Origin of the sequence: Cupriavidus numazuensis, assembly GCF_905397435.1 — a bacterium.
Lineage (GTDB): Bacteria > Pseudomonadota > Gammaproteobacteria > Burkholderiales > Burkholderiaceae > Cupriavidus > Cupriavidus numazuensis.
This window is the reverse complement of the sequence record NZ_CAJPVI010000019.1, coordinates 1-16,827: the sequence shown is the minus strand read 5'-3', so window position 1 is coordinate 16,827 and position 16,827 is coordinate 1. Positions and strand designations below refer to the sequence as shown.

15 protein-coding genes, 1 tRNA gene and 1 pseudogene are annotated in these 16,827 nt (G+C 63.2%); 12 read left to right on the top strand and 5 right to left on the bottom strand.

The genetic code is table 11. The features are described 5' to 3' along the window. Positions 1–4 precede the first annotated feature (4 nt). Positions 5–928, bottom strand: coding sequence for a DMT family transporter (locus KHO41_RS16480; protein WP_211954454.1), 924 nt, complete (start codon positions 926–928; stop codon positions 5–7). A 208-nt stretch (positions 929–1,136) separates the two neighbouring features. Beyond that, positions 1,137–2,240: an aromatic ring-hydroxylating oxygenase subunit alpha gene (locus tag KHO41_RS16475; RefSeq protein ID WP_211954349.1), complete on the bottom strand. Its 1,104-nt coding sequence runs from the start codon at positions 2,238–2,240 to the stop codon at positions 1,137–1,139. Positions 2,241–2,609: 369 nt separating this feature from the next. On the opposite strand from KHO41_RS16475, the gene KHO41_RS16470 reads away from it, so the two are divergent. The 4 genes from KHO41_RS16470 to folE2 all read left to right on the top strand — a co-directional run bounded on the left by KHO41_RS16470 (position 2,610) and on the right by folE2 (position 6,800). Next, positions 2,610–2,912: an exodeoxyribonuclease VII small subunit gene (locus tag KHO41_RS16470; protein WP_211954348.1), complete on the top strand. Its 303-nt coding sequence runs from the start codon at positions 2,610–2,612 to the stop codon at positions 2,910–2,912. Then, a complete protein-coding gene (locus KHO41_RS16465; RefSeq protein ID WP_211954347.1) occupies positions 2,909–3,793 on the top strand; it encodes a polyprenyl synthetase family protein in 885 nt (294 codons plus the stop codon). Before KHO41_RS16470 ends, KHO41_RS16465 begins: the two co-directional genes overlap by 4 nt. Positions 3,794–3,836: 43 nt before the next feature. Beyond that, on the top strand, positions 3,837–5,753 hold the full coding sequence (gene dxs, locus KHO41_RS16460) for a 1-deoxy-D-xylulose-5-phosphate synthase (protein WP_211954346.1): 1,917 nt from the start codon (positions 3,837–3,839) through the stop codon (positions 5,751–5,753). A gap of 234 nt (positions 5,754–5,987) precedes the next feature. Beyond that, on the top strand, positions 5,988–6,800 hold the full coding sequence (gene folE2 / locus KHO41_RS16455) for a GTP cyclohydrolase FolE2 (protein ID WP_211954345.1): 813 nt from the start codon (positions 5,988–5,990) through the stop codon (positions 6,798–6,800). 69 nt (positions 6,801–6,869) lie between these two features. Here the strand turns inward: folE2 and tsaD are convergent, their stop codons facing one another. After that, complete coding sequence (gene tsaD, locus KHO41_RS16450; RefSeq protein ID WP_211954344.1) at positions 6,870–7,904, bottom strand: tRNA (adenosine(37)-N6)-threonylcarbamoyltransferase complex transferase subunit TsaD; 1,035 nt, start codon at positions 7,902–7,904, stop codon at positions 6,870–6,872. Between the two features lie 154 nt (positions 7,905–8,058). Between tsaD and KHO41_RS16445 the strand changes: the two genes are divergently transcribed. The 4 genes and pseudogenes from KHO41_RS16445 (at position 8,059) to dnaG (ending at position 12,044) form a co-directional block, all read left to right on the top strand. After that, complete coding sequence (locus KHO41_RS16445; RefSeq protein ID WP_211954343.1) at positions 8,059–9,309, top strand: BaiN/RdsA family NAD(P)/FAD-dependent oxidoreductase; 1,251 nt, start codon at positions 8,059–8,061, stop codon at positions 9,307–9,309. After that, positions 9,310–9,484, top strand: a pseudogene (locus KHO41_RS16440) (30S ribosomal protein S21). Positions 9,485–9,589: 105 nt separating this feature from the next. Continuing rightward, positions 9,590–10,036, top strand: a complete 447-nt coding sequence (locus KHO41_RS16435; RefSeq protein ID WP_211954342.1) for a GatB/YqeY domain-containing protein — start codon at positions 9,590–9,592, stop codon at positions 10,034–10,036. Positions 10,037–10,229: 193 nt separating this feature from the next. Beyond that, a complete protein-coding gene (gene dnaG / locus KHO41_RS16430; protein ID WP_211954341.1) occupies positions 10,230–12,044 on the top strand; it encodes a DNA primase in 1,815 nt (604 codons plus the stop codon). A gap of 95 nt (positions 12,045–12,139) precedes the next feature. Here the strand turns inward: dnaG and KHO41_RS16425 are convergent, their stop codons facing one another. Then, positions 12,140–12,538, bottom strand: coding sequence for a hypothetical protein (locus KHO41_RS16425; RefSeq protein WP_244873865.1), 399 nt, complete (start codon positions 12,536–12,538; stop codon positions 12,140–12,142). On the opposite strand from KHO41_RS16425, the gene rpoD reads away from it, so the two are divergent. Further along, positions 12,528–14,786: an RNA polymerase sigma factor RpoD gene (gene rpoD, locus KHO41_RS16420; RefSeq protein WP_211954340.1), complete on the top strand. Its 2,259-nt coding sequence runs from the start codon at positions 12,528–12,530 to the stop codon at positions 14,784–14,786. The two genes, KHO41_RS16425 and rpoD, sit on opposite strands and share 11 nt — an antisense overlap. 9 nt (positions 14,787–14,795) lie before the next feature. After that, positions 14,796–14,874 (top strand) — tRNA-Ile (locus KHO41_RS16415). A 95-nt stretch (positions 14,875–14,969) separates the two neighbouring features. Here the strand turns inward: KHO41_RS16415 and KHO41_RS16410 are convergent. Further along, positions 14,970–15,464, bottom strand: a complete 495-nt coding sequence (locus KHO41_RS16410; protein ID WP_211954339.1) for a hypothetical protein — start codon at positions 15,462–15,464, stop codon at positions 14,970–14,972. A gap of 54 nt (positions 15,465–15,518) precedes the next feature. Between KHO41_RS16410 and KHO41_RS16405 the strand changes: the two genes are divergently transcribed. Continuing rightward, positions 15,519–16,442 (top strand): STM4504/CBY_0614 family protein, encoded by a 924-nt coding sequence (locus tag KHO41_RS16405; protein WP_211954338.1) that lies wholly within the window; start codon positions 15,519–15,521, stop codon positions 16,440–16,442. A gap of 94 nt (positions 16,443–16,536) precedes the next feature. After that, complete coding sequence (locus KHO41_RS16400) at positions 16,537–16,719, top strand: hypothetical protein (RefSeq protein WP_211954462.1); 183 nt, start codon at positions 16,537–16,539, stop codon at positions 16,717–16,719. Positions 16,720–16,827 lie beyond the last annotated feature (108 nt).

The window sequence follows — 16,827 nt, the reverse complement described above, 5'->3', positions numbered from 1 at the left end:
AATGCTACACCTCCGGATGCACTTCCGCCTCCGGCGACTTGACCGGCGTGTCGGGCGTCGGCTCTTCGCCCGAGTCCTGGCGGGCGCGTGCAAGCGTGGTCGCGATGCCGCTGGCGATGATCAGCCCCATGCCGAGCCAGGAAATCCAGTTGAGCCGGTCTGACCAGATCAGCATGCCCCAGATGCTGGAGAACACGATGCCCGCGTATTGCAGGTTGGCCGTGAGCAGCGTGTTGCCACGCTTGTAGGCGCGCGTCATGGCGGTCTGGCCCAACGTGGCGAGGATGCCGATCGCGGCCAGCAGTCCCGCGCCGTGCCAGGTGTGCGCCGTGGGGCCCGAGTACAGCATCCAGACCAGGCCCACCACCATGCCGACTGCCGAGAAATAGAAGACGATGCGATGCTCGGGCTCGCCGAGCTGGCCGAGTTGCCGGACCTCGACATAGGCCAGCGCCGTGAACATGCCCGAAATCAGGCCGACCAGGCCGCCCGTGAACTGGTCCTTGCCGACCGACGGCTGCAGCAGGAACAGCACGCCGGCAAACGACATCAGGATGGCGATGATCAGCTTCTTGTCCGCATTGGCAGCCGTGCCGGCCAGCGCGGCGCTGGCGCCAAGGATCAGCGCGATCCACACCGGCGACATGTAATTGAGCGTCATGGCCGTGGCGAGCGGCAGCAGCGTGATCGACGTGAACCACAGCAGCAGCGCCGTGACACCGAATACGCTGCGCTTGATGTGCGTCAGCATGTGCGGCGTGCGTACCGAGACGCCGGTTGACGCCATCAGCGCCCACATGATCGCCACGCCGATCACGCTGCGGTAGAAGACGATTTCGCCCGTCGTATAGAACTCGGATGCCAGCTTGACGCCCACCCCCATCAACGAAAACGAGAAGGCGGCAAACAACATCCAGAGCGATTGCATGGCGAGGGAGGAGGGCGGATCGAGATGGCGGTGCGAGCGGGGCTTCATCGTGCCGTGGCCCTGCGTCGCGATTCGGAGCGGCCAGGCCTTGCAGCCGGACCGAAGAGCCATTGTAGCGTGCGTAGTGGCGCCGCCAACGCAAAACGGACCGCCAGAGCGGTCCGTTCGTGACTGGGTTGTGCGGTAATCGCCCGCTGTTCTGCGTGGTTCAGCCCTGATAGGCCATGGCGCGCCGGTACCACTCATGGAAGTGCTGCATGCCGTCTTCCATCGGCGACTGGTACGGACCGACTTCGCTCGTGCCACGCTTGTGCAGCGCCAGGCGGCCGGCATCCATGCGTTCGGCGATCTCGTCGTCCTCGATGCAGGTTTCCATGTACGCGGCGCGCTCGGCTTCGACGAACTCGCGCTCGAACAGCGTGATTTCCTCGGGGTAGTAGAACTCGACCACGTTGCGCGTCTTGCGCGGGCCCAGCGGGTGCAGCGTGGAGACCACCAGCACGTTCGGGTACCACTCCACCATGATGTTGGGGTAGTACGTGAGCCAGATGGCGCCGTGCTTGGGCAGCACGCCGTTATTGAAGCGCAGGACTTCGTCGTGCCATTTCTGGTACGTCATGCTGCCCGGCCGCTTCAGGCCAGCATGCAGGCCCACGGTCTGCACGCTGTGCCACTCGCCGAACTCCCACTTGAGGTCGTCGCACGAGACGAAACTGCCGAGTCCCGGGTGGAACGGCACGACGTGGTAGTCCTCCAGATAGACCTCGATGAAGGTCTTCCAGTTGTAGTTGCACTCGTGGACCTCGACGTGGTCGAGCATGTAGCCTTCGAAGTTCAGGTCGTCGGCCACGCCCAGCTTCGCCAGGTCGGCGCGCACGTCGCGCTTGCCGTCGAACAGCAGGCCGTTCCAGTTCTGCAGCGGCGAACGCTTCAGGTGCAGGCACGGCTGCTGGTCGAAATGCGGCGCGCCGAGCAGTTCACCCTTGAGGTCGTAGGTCCAGCGGTGCAGCGGGCAGACGATGTTCTTCGAATTGCCCTTGCCGTTGAGCATGATGGCCTGGCGGTGGCGGCAGACGTTCGACATCAGCTCGATGCCGGCGGCGTTGCGGACCAGCATGCGGCCCTCGTCCTCCGCCTTGAGCGTGTGGTAGTCGCCTGCCTCCGGGACCATCAGTTCGTGGCCAACGTAGCCCGGACCATTCCTGAACAGCAGTTCTAGTTCTTGTTGATGCAGCGCCTCATCGAAATAGACGTCAACGGGCAACTGCGAATCAGCCGGCGCCAGCTTGAGCGCGGTGCTGAGATTGGACATTATCCCCACTCCCAGATAAACAGGTGAAAGCAGTGAACAACCCAACCATCGAAAATTGAATCGATTTGGGAAACACTTGTCGACCGGCTTTGCGGGCCTGGCAGGGCCTGCGTGGACGGTGCCGACGAGCCCGGGATTGTACCCCACCCCAAAAAGTTAAGGGTCTGATTTCTCTGCCTTTTTAGCGAAAAAGTCGACCCGGGTCGTCATTGGGGTGCCGTACCGGGCGCATTCGGAAAGACGACCCGAGCGCACAAGTCACATTCGGCGAAAAAGGAACTTGCAAGTGATGCATGCGCCCGGCACCGGAGTGGGGCGGGCGCCAGGTTTGGCGTAAAATCCGGGCTTCCCACAGTTGCCAACCCTGACATGCCAAAAACCACGACCGATCCGGTCCAGACCGAAGACACTGCGGCAGGCTCCGCGCCGCCCGCTTCATATGAAGCGGCGATGGCCGAGCTGGAAACGCTGGTGGCCAGCATGGGAAGCGGCGAACTGCCGCTGGAAGCGTCGCTGGCGGCCTACCGTCGCGGCGCCGAGCTGGTCCGCTACTGCCAGCAGAAGCTTGAGCGGGTGGAGCAGCAGGTCAGGGTGCTGGAAGGCGAGGTGCTGAAGCCCATGGCTGCTGACGCCGGAAATTCCGGAAACGCCAACGGCATGGAGCAGGAATGACCGATTTCGCAAGCTGGATGCGGGCGCAGGGCGCCCGGACCGAGACCGCGCTGGACCAGGCGTTGCCAAATGCCGACACCGTGCCGGCGACACTGCACGAAGCCATGCGCTATGCTGTGCTCGGCGGTGGCAAGCGCGTGCGGCCGCTGCTGGTGCATGCGGCTGGCGAAGTGACGGGTGCGAGCGCCGAGGCCTGCGACGCCGCGGCCTGCGCGGTGGAGATGATCCACGCGTACTCGCTCGTGCACGACGACATGCCCTGCATGGACGACGACGACCTGCGCCGCGGCCGCCCGACCGTGCACAAGGCCTATGACGAAGCCACGGCGCTGCTGGTCGGCGACGCGTTGCAGACCCAGGCCTTCATCGTGCTGGCGCAGGCGCAGTCGGTGCAGGCCGAGGCACGGCTGAAGCTGGTGGCCGAACTGGCGCTGGCGTCGGGTTCGGTCGGCATGGCCGGTGGCCAGGCCATCGACCTGCAGAACGTGGGCAAGGCCATGTCGCGCGACGCGCTGGAGGCCATGCACCGCATGAAGACCGGTGCGCTGCTGCGCGCAAGCGTGCGCATGGGCGCGCTGTGTGGCGAAATCGACGCACCAGGCCTGGCGGCGCTGGACCGGTATGCCGCAGCCGTGGGATTGGCGTTCCAGGTGGTAGACGATATTCTGGACGTCACCGCCGATACCGCCACGCTTGGCAAGACCGCCGGCAAGGATGCCGCGCACGACAAGCCGACCTATGTCTCGCTGATGGGGCTGGAGGCGGCGCGCGCGCTGGCTGCCGAACTGCGCGAATCCGCGCACGCGGCGCTGGCCGGCTTCGGCGCACGCGCGGGCCGCCTGGCCGATCTGGCTGACCTGATCGTGCTGCGCACACATTGAACTGACAAGCCGGACAGCAGAAACCGGCGGCCGAACGGACATCATGACCTACGCACTGCTCAAAAAGATTGACGCCCCCGCAGACCTGCGCAAGCTCGACCGGCGCGAGCTGCAGACACTGGCCGATGAACTTCGCGCCTATGTGCTGGAGTCGGTCTCGCAGACCGGCGGCCACCTCTCGTCGAATCTCGGCACGGTGGAACTGACCATCGCGCTGCACTACGTATTCCATACGCCCGACGACCGTGTCGTGTGGGATGTGGGCCACCAGAGCTATCCGCACAAGATCCTGACGGGCCGGCGCGAGCGCATGAACACGCTGCGCCAGTTCGGCGGCATCTCGGGCTTCCCGCGCCGCAGCGAAAGCCAGTACGACACCTTCGGCACCGCGCATTCGTCGACCTCGATCTCGGCTGCGCTCGGCATGGCGCTGGGCGCGCGCACGCTCGGCGAGCAGCGCGTGTCGATCGCCGTGATCGGCGACGGCGCGATGACCGCGGGCATGGCCTTCGAGGCGCTGAACAACGCCGGCGTCTACAAGGACCTGCCGCTCGTGGTCGTGCTCAACGACAACGACATGTCGATCTCGCCGCCGGTCGGCGCGCTCAACAAGCACCTCGCGCGGCTGCTCAGCGGCCAGTTCTATGCGGCCACCAAGAAGGGCATCGAGAAGGTGCTGTCGGTGGCGCCGCCGGTGCTCGAATTCGCCAAGCGCTTCGAGGAACACGCCAAGGGCATGATGGTGCCGGCGACGCTGTTCGAAGAGTTCGGCTTCAACTACATCGGGCCGATCGACGGCCATGATCTCGATTCGCTCGTGCCGACGCTGCAGAACATCCGCAAGCGCGCGCTTGAAGGCGCGGGCCCGATGTTCCTGCACGTGGTGACCAAGAAGGGCCAGGGCTACAAGCTGGCCGAGGCCGATCCGATCCTCTATCACGGCCCGGGCAAGTTCAACCCCGCCGAAGGCATTCGCCCGGCCGCCAAGCCTGCGCGCAAGACCTATACGCAAGTCTTCGGCGAATGGCTGTGCGACATGGCCGCCGCCGACAAGCGCCTGATCGGCATTACGCCGGCCATGCGCGAAGGCTCGGGCATGGTCGAGTTCGAGCGGCGCTTCGCCGATCGCTACTACGACGTCGGCATTGCCGAGCAGCATGCCGTGACCTTCGCGGGCGGCATGGCCTGCGAAGGCCTGAAGCCGGTCGTGGCGATCTATTCGACGTTCCTGCAGCGTGGCTATGACCAACTGATCCACGACGTGGCGCTGCAGAACCTGCCGGTGGTGTTCGCGCTGGACCGCGCGGGCCTGGTCGGCGCCGACGGCGCCACGCACGCTGGTGCCTACGATATTGCCTACCTGCGCTGCATCCCGAACATGATGGTGATGACGCCGTCCGACGAGAACGAGTGCCGTCAGTTGCTGACGACTGCGTTCCACCAGGACTGCCCGACCGCCGTGCGCTACCCGCGCGGCGCTGGCCAGGGCGCGGCGACGGAAGCCGCGTTGACCGATGTGCCGGTCGGCAAGGGCGTGATGCGCCGCACTGGCGGCGCGCGCGCGGGCCAGCGTGTGGCGTTCCTGGGCTTCGGCTCGATGGTGCATCCCGCGCTCGGCGCGGCGCAGGCGCTGGACGCCTCGGTGGCCGACATGCGCTTCGTCAAGCCGCTTGATGTCGAACTCGTCAAGCGCCTGGCCGAGGAGCACGACTACCTCGTGAGCGTGGAAGAGGGCAGTGTCATGGGCGGTGCCGGCAGTGCCGTGCTGGAAGCGCTGGCCGAAGCCGGCATCGACATCCCGGTACTCGTGCTGGGCCTGCCCGACCGCTTCATCGACCATGGTGACCCGGCCCTGCTGCTGTCGCAGTGCGGGCTCGACGCCGCCGGTATCGAACGCTCGGTGCGCGAGCGCTTCGGCATCGGCCAGGCGCCTGTTGCGGTCGCGTCGCGCGTGGCCTGACACGGCACGGGCGCCCTGCATCACCCGTACGATCTGTAAGGGTACGGAGCCGCTTTCGGCGGCTCCGTGTGAATTCCCTTAAACTTCCCGTTTTTGTGTTCGCAGCTGCGGGTCGGCATAAGTGTTGCCGGCGCCGTGGTTTCACACTCGTTGCGCGGCATGGATGGACTGCGAAAATGCCGCGACCGTAAGGACCTGTGCCATCCCCTGGCGCACTCCTGGAGGAAACCGTAGATGAATGACATCAATCCCGCCTTCGTGATGCCCGACGTCCAGTCGAGCCGTGACACCCGCCAGATTCCCATCCAGCGTGTCGGTGTCAAGGGCGTGCGCTACCCCGTCTCGCTGAAGACGCCCTCCGGCGTGGTCCCGAGCGTGGGCACCTTCAACCTCGACGTGCACCTGCCCCCAGAGGTCAAAGGCACGCACATGTCGCGTTTCGTCGCGCTGCTCGAAGAAGAGCGTGCGCCGCTGGAGCTTGCGAGCTTCCGCGTGCTGCTCGACAAGATGCTCGAAAAGCTTGAAGCCGAGGCTGGCCGAATCGAGGTCACGTTCCCGTACTTCATCAGCAAGATCGCGCCTGTGTCGGGCGTGGAGTCGCTGATGGACTACGAAGTCACGCTGACCGGCGAGATCCGCAATGGTGTGACGCGCGTATTCCTGAAGGCACTCGTGCCGGTGACGAGCCTGTGCCCGTGCTCGAAGAAGATCTCGCAGTACGGCGCGCACAACCAGCGTTCGCACATCACGATGAATGTCGAACTGGCTGGCGAGCTTCCGGTGGAAGCGCTGGTGCGCATGGCGGAAGAAGAAGCATCGTGCGAACTGTGGGGCCTGCTCAAGCGTCCGGACGAGAAGTTTGTGACCGAGCGTGCGTACGAGAACCCGAAGTTCGTGGAAGACCTGGTGCGCGATATCGCCATGCGGCTCAATGCCGACGAGCGCATCGTGGCCTATGTGCTCGAAGCCGAGAACTTCGAGTCGATCCACAATCACAGCGCGTATGCAGTGATTGAACGCGACAAGCGACTGGAGCCGACGGCGTAAGTCGGCAGCAGTGCAAACAAAAAGGCCACCATCGCGGTGGCCTTTTTGCTTTCTGCGCCGGCAAGCCGTTCAGGCATCCGAAGGCAGGCGGATATCTGCCAGGTCCCAGCGCGGCGTCACGCCATAGCCATAGCTGTGTTGGGCGAGCTGCGGTGCGGCCTGCAGGCGCATGGCGCCCGCGAACGCGATCATTGCGCCGTTGTCGGTGCAGAACGCGAGGTCCGGGTAATAAACGTCAATCTTGCGCTGCTTGCCGAGCTGGTTCAGGCGTTCGCGCAGTTGCCGGTTGGCGCCGACGCCGCCCGCGACGACCAGCCGCTTGTGGCCGGTCTGCTTGAGTGCGGCAAAGGATTTCGCAGCGAGTACATCGACGATCGCATCGACGAACGCGCGCGCGAGGTTGGCGCGGTCCTGCTCGCAGGTGTTGGCGAGCTTGCGCGTCTGCGTCAGCACGGCGGTCTTGAGGCCGGCAAACGAGAAATCGAGATTGCCCGAATGCAGCATCGGCCGGGGCAACTCGAACGCGCCGGGTGTGCCGAACTCAGCGAGGCGCGACACCTCTGGCCCGCCTGGATAGCCGAGGCCGAGCAGCTTGGCGGTCTTGTCGAAAGCCTCGCCGGCGGCGTCGTCGAGCGTTTCGCCAAGCAGCGTGTAGTCGCCGATGCCTTTCACTTCCATGAGCTGCGTGTGCCCCCCGGAAACGAGCAGGGCGATGAACGGGAACGGCGGCGGCTCGCGCGTGAGCAGCGGCGACAGCAGGTGGCCTTCCAGATGGTGAACGCCGACCATTGGCACGTTCAGGGCGAACCCCAGCGCATTGGCGACCGAAGCGCCGACCAGCAGCGCGCCCGCAAGCCCGGGGCCCTGGGTGAAGGCGATGGCGTCGATGTCCGCACGGCTGCGGCCGGCTTCATCGAGTACCTGCTGCAGCAGCGGCAGCACGCGGCGGATGTGGTCGCGCGAGGCCAGTTCGGGGACCACGCCGCCGTAGTCACGGTGCATGGCGATCTGCGAATGCAGGGCGTGCGAGAGCAGGCCGGCCTCGGTGTCGTAGAGGGCCAGGCCGGTTTCGTCGCAGGAGGATTCGATGCCGAGGACAAGCATGGGAAGCGGGACGACGATCCGATCTGATCGAAATAGTCGTCAAAACAACGGGTTGCGTGGAACCCAGCAGGTTAGCACACCGGCGCCCGGCGTGCTTTTCGCTACAATCTGCGCTTTCCCTGCACGGCAGGGTTCCGGATTGAAGAGGGTTGGAATGAGTGGTGTGGCGGGTCGGCAGGCGGGCCGGTATGACGTGGCCGTGCTGGGCGCGGGCGCGGCCGGCATGATGTGTGCCGCCGTGGCGGGCCAGGGCGGCGCGCGCGTGGTGTTGATCGACCATGCCACGAAGCTGGCGGAGAAGATCCGCATCTCCGGCGGCGGCCGCTGCAATTTCACCAATCTGCAGGCAGGGCCGGCCAACTACCTGTCGTCCAATCCGCACTTTTGCCGCTCGGCGCTCGCCCGCTACACGCCTCAGCATTTCCTGGAGTTGATGCGGCGTCACGGTATCGACTGGCACGAGAAGCATCGCGGTCAGCTGTTCTGCAATGACAGCGCCGAAGACGTCATCGCCATGCTGCGCGCCGAGTGCGACGCGGGCCATGTGCACTGGCAGACCGGTTGCAGCATTGAAGAAGTCCGCCGCGAGGGCGACGACTACCTGCTGCTGACCTCACAGGGCACCGTGCGCGCCGGGGCGCTGGTGGTGGCCACCGGCGGGCTGTCGATCCCGAAGATCGGCGCCACGGATTTCGGCTACCGCATTGCCCGCCAGTTCGGTCTGAAGATCATCGAGACCCGGCCGGCACTGGTGCCGCTGACCTTCGACGGGCAGGCCTGGCAGCCGTTCGTGCCGCTGGCCGGGGTATCGCTCGAAGTCGATATCTCGACCGGCACCGGCAAGACGGCCGGCACGTTCCGTGAAGACCTGCTGTGGACCCACCGCGGCCTGTCCGGTCCGGCCGTGCTGCAGATATCGAGTTTCTGGCGCCCGGGCACGCCCATCAAGATCGACCTGTTCGATGGCGAGGACGCCACCGACTGGCTGCTTGAGCAGAAGGCCGGCAGCCGCAAGCACCTGGCCAACTTGCTGGCGCAGCGCTTGCCGGCACGGCTCGCGGACGCATGGTGCACTGCGGCTGGTGTGGACGGCACCCTGCCGCTGCATGACATTGCCGACAAGGCGCTGCGGCGGCTCGGGGCTTCGTTGAATGATTGGCAGCTCGTTCCTTCCGGCACGGAAGGCTACCGAAAGGCCGAAGTGACGATCGGCGGAGTGGATACGCGTGGGCTGTCTTCGACCACCATGATGGCCCGCGAGGTGGACGGGTTGTATTTCATCGGCGAGGTCGTCGACGTGACGGGTTGGCTCGGTGGCTACAACTTCCAGTGGGCATGGGCGTCCGCAGTGGCAGCGGGGCAGGCGGTGGCCGAGGCCGTCCGCAACGGTCGTGCCGTGGCATGAATGCGGCGCATGCGGCGCCTGGGCGCCGCCATCGACCGTGAAGGCTTGGTGCTACAATCCCTAGCTCTGTACCTACGAAAAGCCGACCGCGGCACGCAAGCGCAAGAACGGCGCGGCGGAAAAGCGCTATGACAAGCGCATCCGCAGTCAGATGCTGCCGAAAAGGCTGTATTGACCGCGCCCGCGTTTGTGCAAGACCCGCTGTGGCCAGCGCCGCTGCGGGTTTTTGTGTTTCTGGCTTGCGGGCTGCCGCCCGCTAACCCGTTTCCGGAAGATCACGATGTCCCTTAAAGCCCAAATCAGCGACGACATGAAGGCCGCCATGCGCGCCCGCGAAACCGAGCGTCTCGGCACCATCCGCCTGCTGCTGGCCGCCATCAAGCAGCGCGAAGTCGATGAGCGCATCGAACTCGACGACGCCGCCGTGCTGGCCGTTGTGGAAAAGCTGCTCAAGCAGCGCAAGGACTCGATCACCCAGTTCCAGCAAGCCGGTCGTGACGACCTCGTGCAGAAGGAGCAGGCCGAAGTCGAAGTGCTCAAGGTCTATATGCCCGCCGCGTTGTCCGATGCCGAGGTTGCCGCCGCCGTGCAGCAAGCCGTCACCGAAACCGGTGCCGCCGGCCCGCAGGACATGGGCAAGGTAATGGGCGTGCTGAAGGCGAAACTCGCTGGCCGCGCTGACATGACCGCCGTGTCTGCGCAGGTCAAGGCGGCGCTGACCAAGTAAATGCACGTTTAATTCCATTGCGCGGAAATCGCCGGTTGATCGATGAGATTGGCTGGCGATGCAGATAGTTCGGGTGCATTGTCATGCCTACACTACAATGGTTCGATAGCAACCGGGAGCCTTTCCGGTCACGCATTCTTAAAAAGCGGCTGCCCGGCCACGGGACGGCCATGCCATCAGGACGGTCAGTCGGGTGATTCCGCAATCCTTCATTCAGGACCTGCTTAACCGTGTCGACATTGTCGATGTGGTGGGCAAGTATGTGCAGCTGAAGAAGGGCGGCGCCAATTTCATGGGGCTGTGCCCCTTCCATAACGAGAAATCGCCGTCGTTCACGGTATCGCCGACCAAGCAGTTCTATCACTGCTTCGGCTGCGGGGCGCACGGGTCGGCCATCGGTTTCCTGATGGAGTATTCGGGGCAGTCTTATCCGGAGGCTGTCCGCGAGCTCGCCCAGTCGGTCGGCATGTCGGTTCCCGAGGAACGCGACCGACTGCCGCCGGGCCAACGCGCGGAACAGCAGGCGCGCTCGGTGGCGTTGTCCGACGCCATGACCCGCGCCACCGAGTTCTACCGCCGGCAACTGCGCGGTGCGCCGCAGGCGATCCAGTACCTGAAGGGGCGCGGTCTCACTGGCGAGATCGCAGCCCAGTTCGGCCTTGGTTACGCGCCGGACGACTGGCAGGGGCTGGAATCCGTCTTCGGCAGTTACCGCGATGATGTGATCGCGGCTCCGCTCGTGGAGGCGGGCCTGCTGATCGAAAGCAGCGAGAAGCGCGATGCGGACGGCAAGCCACGTCGCTACGACCGTTTCCGCGACCGCATCATGTTCCCTATCCGCAACACCAAGGGCGCGGTAATCGGCTTTGGCGGGCGCGTCATGGGGCAGGGCGAGCCCAAGTACCTCAATTCGCCCGAGACGCCGCTGTTCAGCAAGGGCACCGAACTGTACGGGCTGTTTGAGGCACGTCACGCGATTCGGGAAACCGGCTACGTCCTCGTGGTCGAAGGGTATATGGATGTCGTGGCGCTGGCGCAGCTTGGGTTTGCCAATGCCGTGGCCACCTTGGGCACGGCGTGCACGCCCGTGCACGTGCAGAAGCTGCTGCGCCAGGCCGATTCGGTCGTGTTCTCGTTCGATGGGGATGCTGCGGGCCGGCGTGCCGCGCGGCGCGCACTTGAGGCGTGCCTGCCGCACTTGGCTGACAACAAGGCCATCCGCTTTCTGTTCCTGCCGGCCGAGCACGACCCGGACAGCTATGTGCGCGAAGAGGGCACGGAAGCATTCGCTGCGCAGGTGCGCGACGCCATGCCGTTGTCGCGGTTCCTGCTGCAGGCGGTGACGGAGGAGCTGGATATGCGCCAGCCTGAGGGCCGTGCCCGCGCACAGTATGAAGCCAAGCCGCTGCTGCAGGCGATGCCGGCTTGCGGCCTGCGGCTACAGATTATCCGCGAACTTGCCGATGCCACAGGGACGACGCCGGCCGAGATCGAGGCGATTTGCGGTCTGCGCAGCGACCCGGCGCGTGCCGGCCGCTTTGCCCAGCCCAGGCCACGCGCAAAGCGCCAGGCGCCGACGGGTCTCGAGCAGCGCGTGCTGCAATTGCTGATGTGCTACCCGTCCCTGGCAGCCCGGCTTGATGAGGATAGCCGGGCACTGTTGCTAGACCCGGAGGGCGCAGACGCCGAAGTGCTGGCTCACCTCGTCGCCGCCTGCGACGAGGTGGAAGGTCAGGTGAACTTTGCGGCATTCAGCGAGCACCTGGCGCAATCGCCCTATGCGGAAATGTATGCCGCAGCGCGCACGGCGGTGCTGCGCGAAGAGATTGAAGAGGAACCCGCAACGCAGGAGTTCGATGCCGCAGTCACCAAGCTGCTCGCTGAACCGCTGAGCCGCGAACTGGAAAGGCTGCAGGCGGCCGTGATTGCCGGTACGGCCGATGAGGATGGCAAGCAGCGCATGCGCTGGCTGGTGGGTGAAATCCATCGTCGCCGTCGCCTCGGCTGACGCATGTGGATACAGTCGACGGGGCATTTGGGCGTGGCAGCAAGGAGGATGTAGTAGGCTGAGCCAAGGCTGGATCGAGCTTAGCCCTTGATTTTTCAGGTGAAAACCATACCTGACAGGAAGCTGGCTATCTGTGGCGTGCTACAATAGCCGGTTTGGATTGCGAAATCTTTCTCTCCGAATCTGGTGAAAGTGAGCGTGCCAATGGCAAAGGCCAAAGCAACCGAAAAGGTTTCCGTGAAAGCTCCCCAATCAGGGAGCGGCAAGGCGTCTGCAAAAACGACGGCGGCGAAGACATCGCCCGCGTCAGTCACGACTCCGGCCCCCCGGTCTGCGCCATCCAAGTCAGCGCGAGGCGTCGAATCGCCCGCCGTGACCACTGCCACCAGGAATCGCACATCCGAAACGACAAAGGCCTCGACTTCGGCACGCGAGAGCGGCAAGAGCGCCAGTACGAGCGGCAAGGTCGCCGCATCTGCACCAGTGAAAGGCAAGAGTATCACCGTGGCGAAACAGCAGAATACCGAAGTCGAAAGCAAGCAGGCAGCAGCCGGTGCCAAGAGCGGAGGTGCCAAGGCTGGCGCTGCTGCGCCGGCGCCCAAGGCACGCGCCGCTTCTCCTGCATCCGAGCGTCCCGCAGCGCCGGCAATTAAGCCGGAGCCGAAAAAGCGCGGCCGCAAGCCGAAGGCGGAGATGCAGCACGACGATAGCACTACAGGCGACGTGACGGACGAGTCCTACGAGAACGACATGCCCGCAGCGACCTCCGCTGCGGCGCCGAAGACCGAAAAGCAGAAGGCCAAGGACCGCAAGGCCAAGGAAAAGGCGCTGTTGAAGGAGTTCGCCTCGACCCAGCAGGGCACGGAGGAAGAGCTCGAGCTGCGTCGCCAGAAGCTCAAGGCGCTGATCAAGCTGGGCAAGTCGCGCGGCTACCTGACCTACGCCGAAATCAACGATCACCTGCCGGACGACATGGTCGATTCGGAGACGATCGACACGCTCGTCGCCACCCTGAACGACATCGGCATCGCCGTGTACGAGCAGGCGCCGGACGCTGAAACGCTGCTGCTCAACGACAACGCGCCGTCCGCCACCAGCGAGGAAGAGGCCGAGGAAGAAGCCGAAGCCGCGCTGTCGACCGTCGACTCGGAATTCGGCCGCACCACCGACCCCGTGCGCATGTACATGCGCGAAATGGGCACGGTAGAGCTGCTCACGCGCGAAGGCGAAATCGTGATCGCCAAGCGCATCGAGGCGGGCCTGAAGGACATGGTGATGGCCATTTCCGCGTGCCCGGTCACGATCTCGGAAATCCTGGCCAACGCCGAGCGCGTCGCCAGCGACGAAATCAAGATCGACGAATTCGTCGACGGCCTGATCGATCCGAACGCCGATGAGGTGGCCCAGGAAGCCGCGGGTGCTTCGGCAGCGGACGAAGAAGACCTGGAGTCGGACGAGGACGAGGAATCCGACGAGGACGAGGAAGACGACGATGCTGCCGGCGCCGGTGCCTCGGCACGCCAGCTCGAAGAGCTGAAGCTGGCCGCGCTCGATAAATTCCGCGTGATCGCCGAGCAGTTCGACAAGATGCGCCGCGCCTTCGAGAAGGAAGGCTACAACTCCAAGCCTTACATGAAGGCGCAGGAAGCCATCCAGGCCGAGCTGATGGGCATCCGCTTCACCGCGCGCAGCGTCGAGCGCCTGTGCGACACGCTCCGCGGCCAGGTCGACGAAGTGCGCAAGCTCGAACGCTCGATCCTGAATATCGTGGTGGACAAGTGTGGCATGCCGCGCTCGGATTTTGTTGCGCGCTTCCCGGGCAACGAAACCAACCTCGACTGGGTCGCCACCATCGTGGCCGATGGCAAGCCCTACAGCACCATCGTCGAACGCAATGTGCCGGCCGTGCATGAACTGCAGCAGAAGCTGATCGACCTGCAGTCGCGCGTGGTGCTGCCGCTCAAGGAACTCAAGGGCGTCAACCGCAAGATGGCCGAGGGCGAGAAGCGCGCCCGCGAAGCCAAGCGCGAGATGACCGAGGCCAACCTGCGTCTGGTGATCTCGATTGCCAAGAAGTACACCAACCGCGGCCTGCAGTTCCTCGACCTGATCCAGGAAGGCAACATCGGCCTGATGAAGGCCGTGGACAAGTTCGAATACCGCCGCGGCTACAAGTTCTCGACGTATGCCACGTGGTGGATCCGCCAGGCCATCACGCGCTCGATCGCCGACCAGGCGCGCACCATCCGTATCCCGGTGCACATGATCGAGACGATCAACAAGATGAACCGCATCTCGCGCCAGATCCTGCAGGAAACCGGCAACGAGCCGGATCCGGCAACGCTGGCCGAGAAGATGGAGATGCCGGAAGACAAGATCCGCAAGATCATGAAGATCGCGAAGGAACCGATCTCCATGGAAACGCCGATCGGTGACGACGACGACTCCCATCTGGGCGACTTCATCGAGGACAGCAACACGTTGGCTCCGGCCGAGGCGGCACTGCACGGCTCCATGCGCGGCGTCGTCAAGGACGTGCTGGACTCGCTGACGCCGCGCGAAGCCAAGGTGCTGCGCATGCGCTTCGGCATCGAAATGAGTACCGACCACACGCTGGAAGAGGTCGGCAAGCAGTTCGACGTCACGCGTGAGCGTATCCGCCAGATCGAGGCCAAGGCACTGAGAAAGCTGCGCCACCCGAGCCGCTCTGATAAGCTCAAGAGTTTCCTGGAAGGCAACTAACGCTTCCAAGGGCCTCTAGCTCATGCCTGGTTAGAGCAGCGGACTCATAATCCGTTGGTGCCGTGTTCGACTCACGGGAGGCCCACCAGTAAAATCAAGGGGTTACAGCGATTTTTCGTTGTAACCCCTTGTTCGCTTTTGGCTCTGAGTAAGCAGGGTGTAAGCACTTCGTTTGGGGCTGGGCTATAGAGCGTGGCGCTCTAGGACGCGCATAAGAACTTCGTTTGCGTTCTGGAAGTTCGCGAGCTGCTCTCGGATTCCGTAGGCCCACTTCATTCCGTGGAATAGGTTGTTCCGCAATCGATAAACGATCAGCAGAAGCGCAGAGACAATATCGTCGGAACTGTTTGTCTGTCCGCTAAGAACGGACTCTACGAGCGGCCTTCTATCTCCGCGGCGAAAGTTTAGGCCGTCAAACAAGTACGTTGGGCGACCGTCCAGCCAGTAGCGAATCCTGAAGTGTTCAAGTGGGCCGGCGAACAGGGCGAGGTTAACGCTTCCTTGCTCTGTCATCGACTTGGCAAGCTGGACAAGCTTTTCTGGGCTTCCGCCTGCATTCAGAACGCGGCCTTCAAAGAGGCTCCAAAGGAACGCGAAGTGAGCAATCCCTTCGCGCTCTTCTCGCGATAGATTGGCGAAGCCTGGCGCATGCTTGGTTAACCAGTCGTTGGTATCCATATATCACCTCTGGAATATAATCACCGGACTAACAAAAGAAGGGTGCGTTGGTCTATGGGTGTGTTCGATCTGTTTTCCAAGCGTCAGAAGCGGGCTCGCGGTGAAATGCCCGATGTGTATGTGTATGACAATCTACCGCAGCCTTTGCGCGTGCAGATCATACACATCGTTAACGATGCCTTCGGCGAAGCTGGGTACAGCTCAACCCATGCGCACGATGCATACGAGTTTGTGAAGCAAGCCCTTTGTCGAGAGTTTGGAGTCTTTGAGCTCGTCAAATATTCAAAGTCCGATCAAGAATCTGTATTCAATTTCTTCCTGCAGGAGGAGTCTGTCGAGCGTGCGTTGGATGTTGTCGAACTGTGCTTCAAGGTCATCCAAACGTATATTCCAGAAAACTGGTCTTATCTGAACAACACTCGTCGAAAGATCGAACCTGTCGACGCAGTTGTTGAACTCAATGAGCGCTTCAAAGAGCATGGGGTTGGCTACCAGTTCGAGTCTGGCGAGATAATTCGTGTTGACTCCCAGTTTTTGCACGCGGAGGCTGTAAAGCCAACGCTGGCAATCCTACGTGACAAGAACTTCAAGGGCGCAAACGAAGAATTCCTGAAAGCCCATGAGCACTATCGGCACGGGCGCTACAAAGAATGCCTTGTTGACGCGCTGAAGGCATTTGAGAGCACCATGAAGACCATTTGCAGTCTGCGTGGTTGGCCGACACAACCAACGGACACGGCGAAGAACCTGATCTCCACCTGCATGAGCAATGGTTTGTTTCCTGCGTACTTCGAATCGCAGTTCTCGTCCATTCGCTCCCTGCTTGAAAGCGGCGTCCCGACCGTACGAAACAAGAACGGTGGCCACGGGCAAGGTACCGCCCCTGTTGCCGTGCCCGAATACTTGGCTCGATACACGTTGAACCTGACTGCGACCACAGTTCTTTTCATGGTAGAAGCGCATCAGGCGACCAAGTAGGTCGGTGGCGATGACTCCCGCTCCAGCTGCAACCTTTACGTCACCTTAGTCAGCAGCAGTTCCTTTTCAAGTCAGCGACACACAGGAGTCAGTTATGGGTGAATGGTCAGAATACTTCGAGGACTTCCCCGAGGAGAACCCGGCGAACTATGACAAGAATGGACGCTTTGATCCCAACGGTCGCTTCCGCAAGGAGCAAAGCCAACAGGAACTCGCGAACCGTCGTCTTGACGAAGTGCTGCGCAAGAAAGGCGTGCCGCAAGGGCGCCCCAACTAGGGCCTGTTCACACTAATTTGATTTAGTTGTATGCTTCGGTGATGGAAATCACCGAAGCCCAATATCGACAGATTGAACACTGCTTGCCTCGCCAGCGTGGCAACGTGA

Bases quoted from the DNA above. Each gene is read 5' to 3' on its own strand.
- KHO41_RS16480 (WP_211954454.1), bottom strand. From the start codon at position 928: ATGCAATCGCTCTGGATGTTGTTTGCCGCCTTCTCGTTTTCGTTGATG.
- KHO41_RS16435 (WP_211954342.1), top strand. From the start codon at position 9,590: ATGTCCCTTAAAGCCCAAATCAGCGACGACATGAAGGCCGCCATGCGC.
- dxs (WP_211954346.1), top strand. From the start codon at position 3,837: ATGACCTACGCACTGCTCAAAAAGATTGACGCCCCCGCAGACCTGCGC.
- KHO41_RS16465 (WP_211954347.1), top strand. From the start codon at position 2,909: ATGACCGATTTCGCAAGCTGGATGCGGGCGCAGGGCGCCCGGACCGAG.
- KHO41_RS16445 (WP_211954343.1), top strand. From the start codon at position 8,059: ATGAGTGGTGTGGCGGGTCGGCAGGCGGGCCGGTATGACGTGGCCGTG.
- KHO41_RS16470 (WP_211954348.1), top strand. From the start codon at position 2,610: ATGCCAAAAACCACGACCGATCCGGTCCAGACCGAAGACACTGCGGCA.
- tsaD (WP_211954344.1), bottom strand. From the start codon at position 7,904: ATGCTTGTCCTCGGCATCGAATCCTCCTGCGACGAAACCGGCCTGGCC.
- KHO41_RS16405 (WP_211954338.1), top strand. From the start codon at position 15,519: ATGGGTGTGTTCGATCTGTTTTCCAAGCGTCAGAAGCGGGCTCGCGGT.
- KHO41_RS16400 (WP_211954462.1), top strand. From the start codon at position 16,537: ATGGGTGAATGGTCAGAATACTTCGAGGACTTCCCCGAGGAGAACCCG.
- KHO41_RS16475 (WP_211954349.1), bottom strand. From the start codon at position 2,240: ATGTCCAATCTCAGCACCGCGCTCAAGCTGGCGCCGGCTGATTCGCAG.
- KHO41_RS16410 (WP_211954339.1), bottom strand. From the start codon at position 15,464: ATGGATACCAACGACTGGTTAACCAAGCATGCGCCAGGCTTCGCCAAT.
- folE2 (WP_211954345.1), top strand. From the start codon at position 5,988: ATGAATGACATCAATCCCGCCTTCGTGATGCCCGACGTCCAGTCGAGC.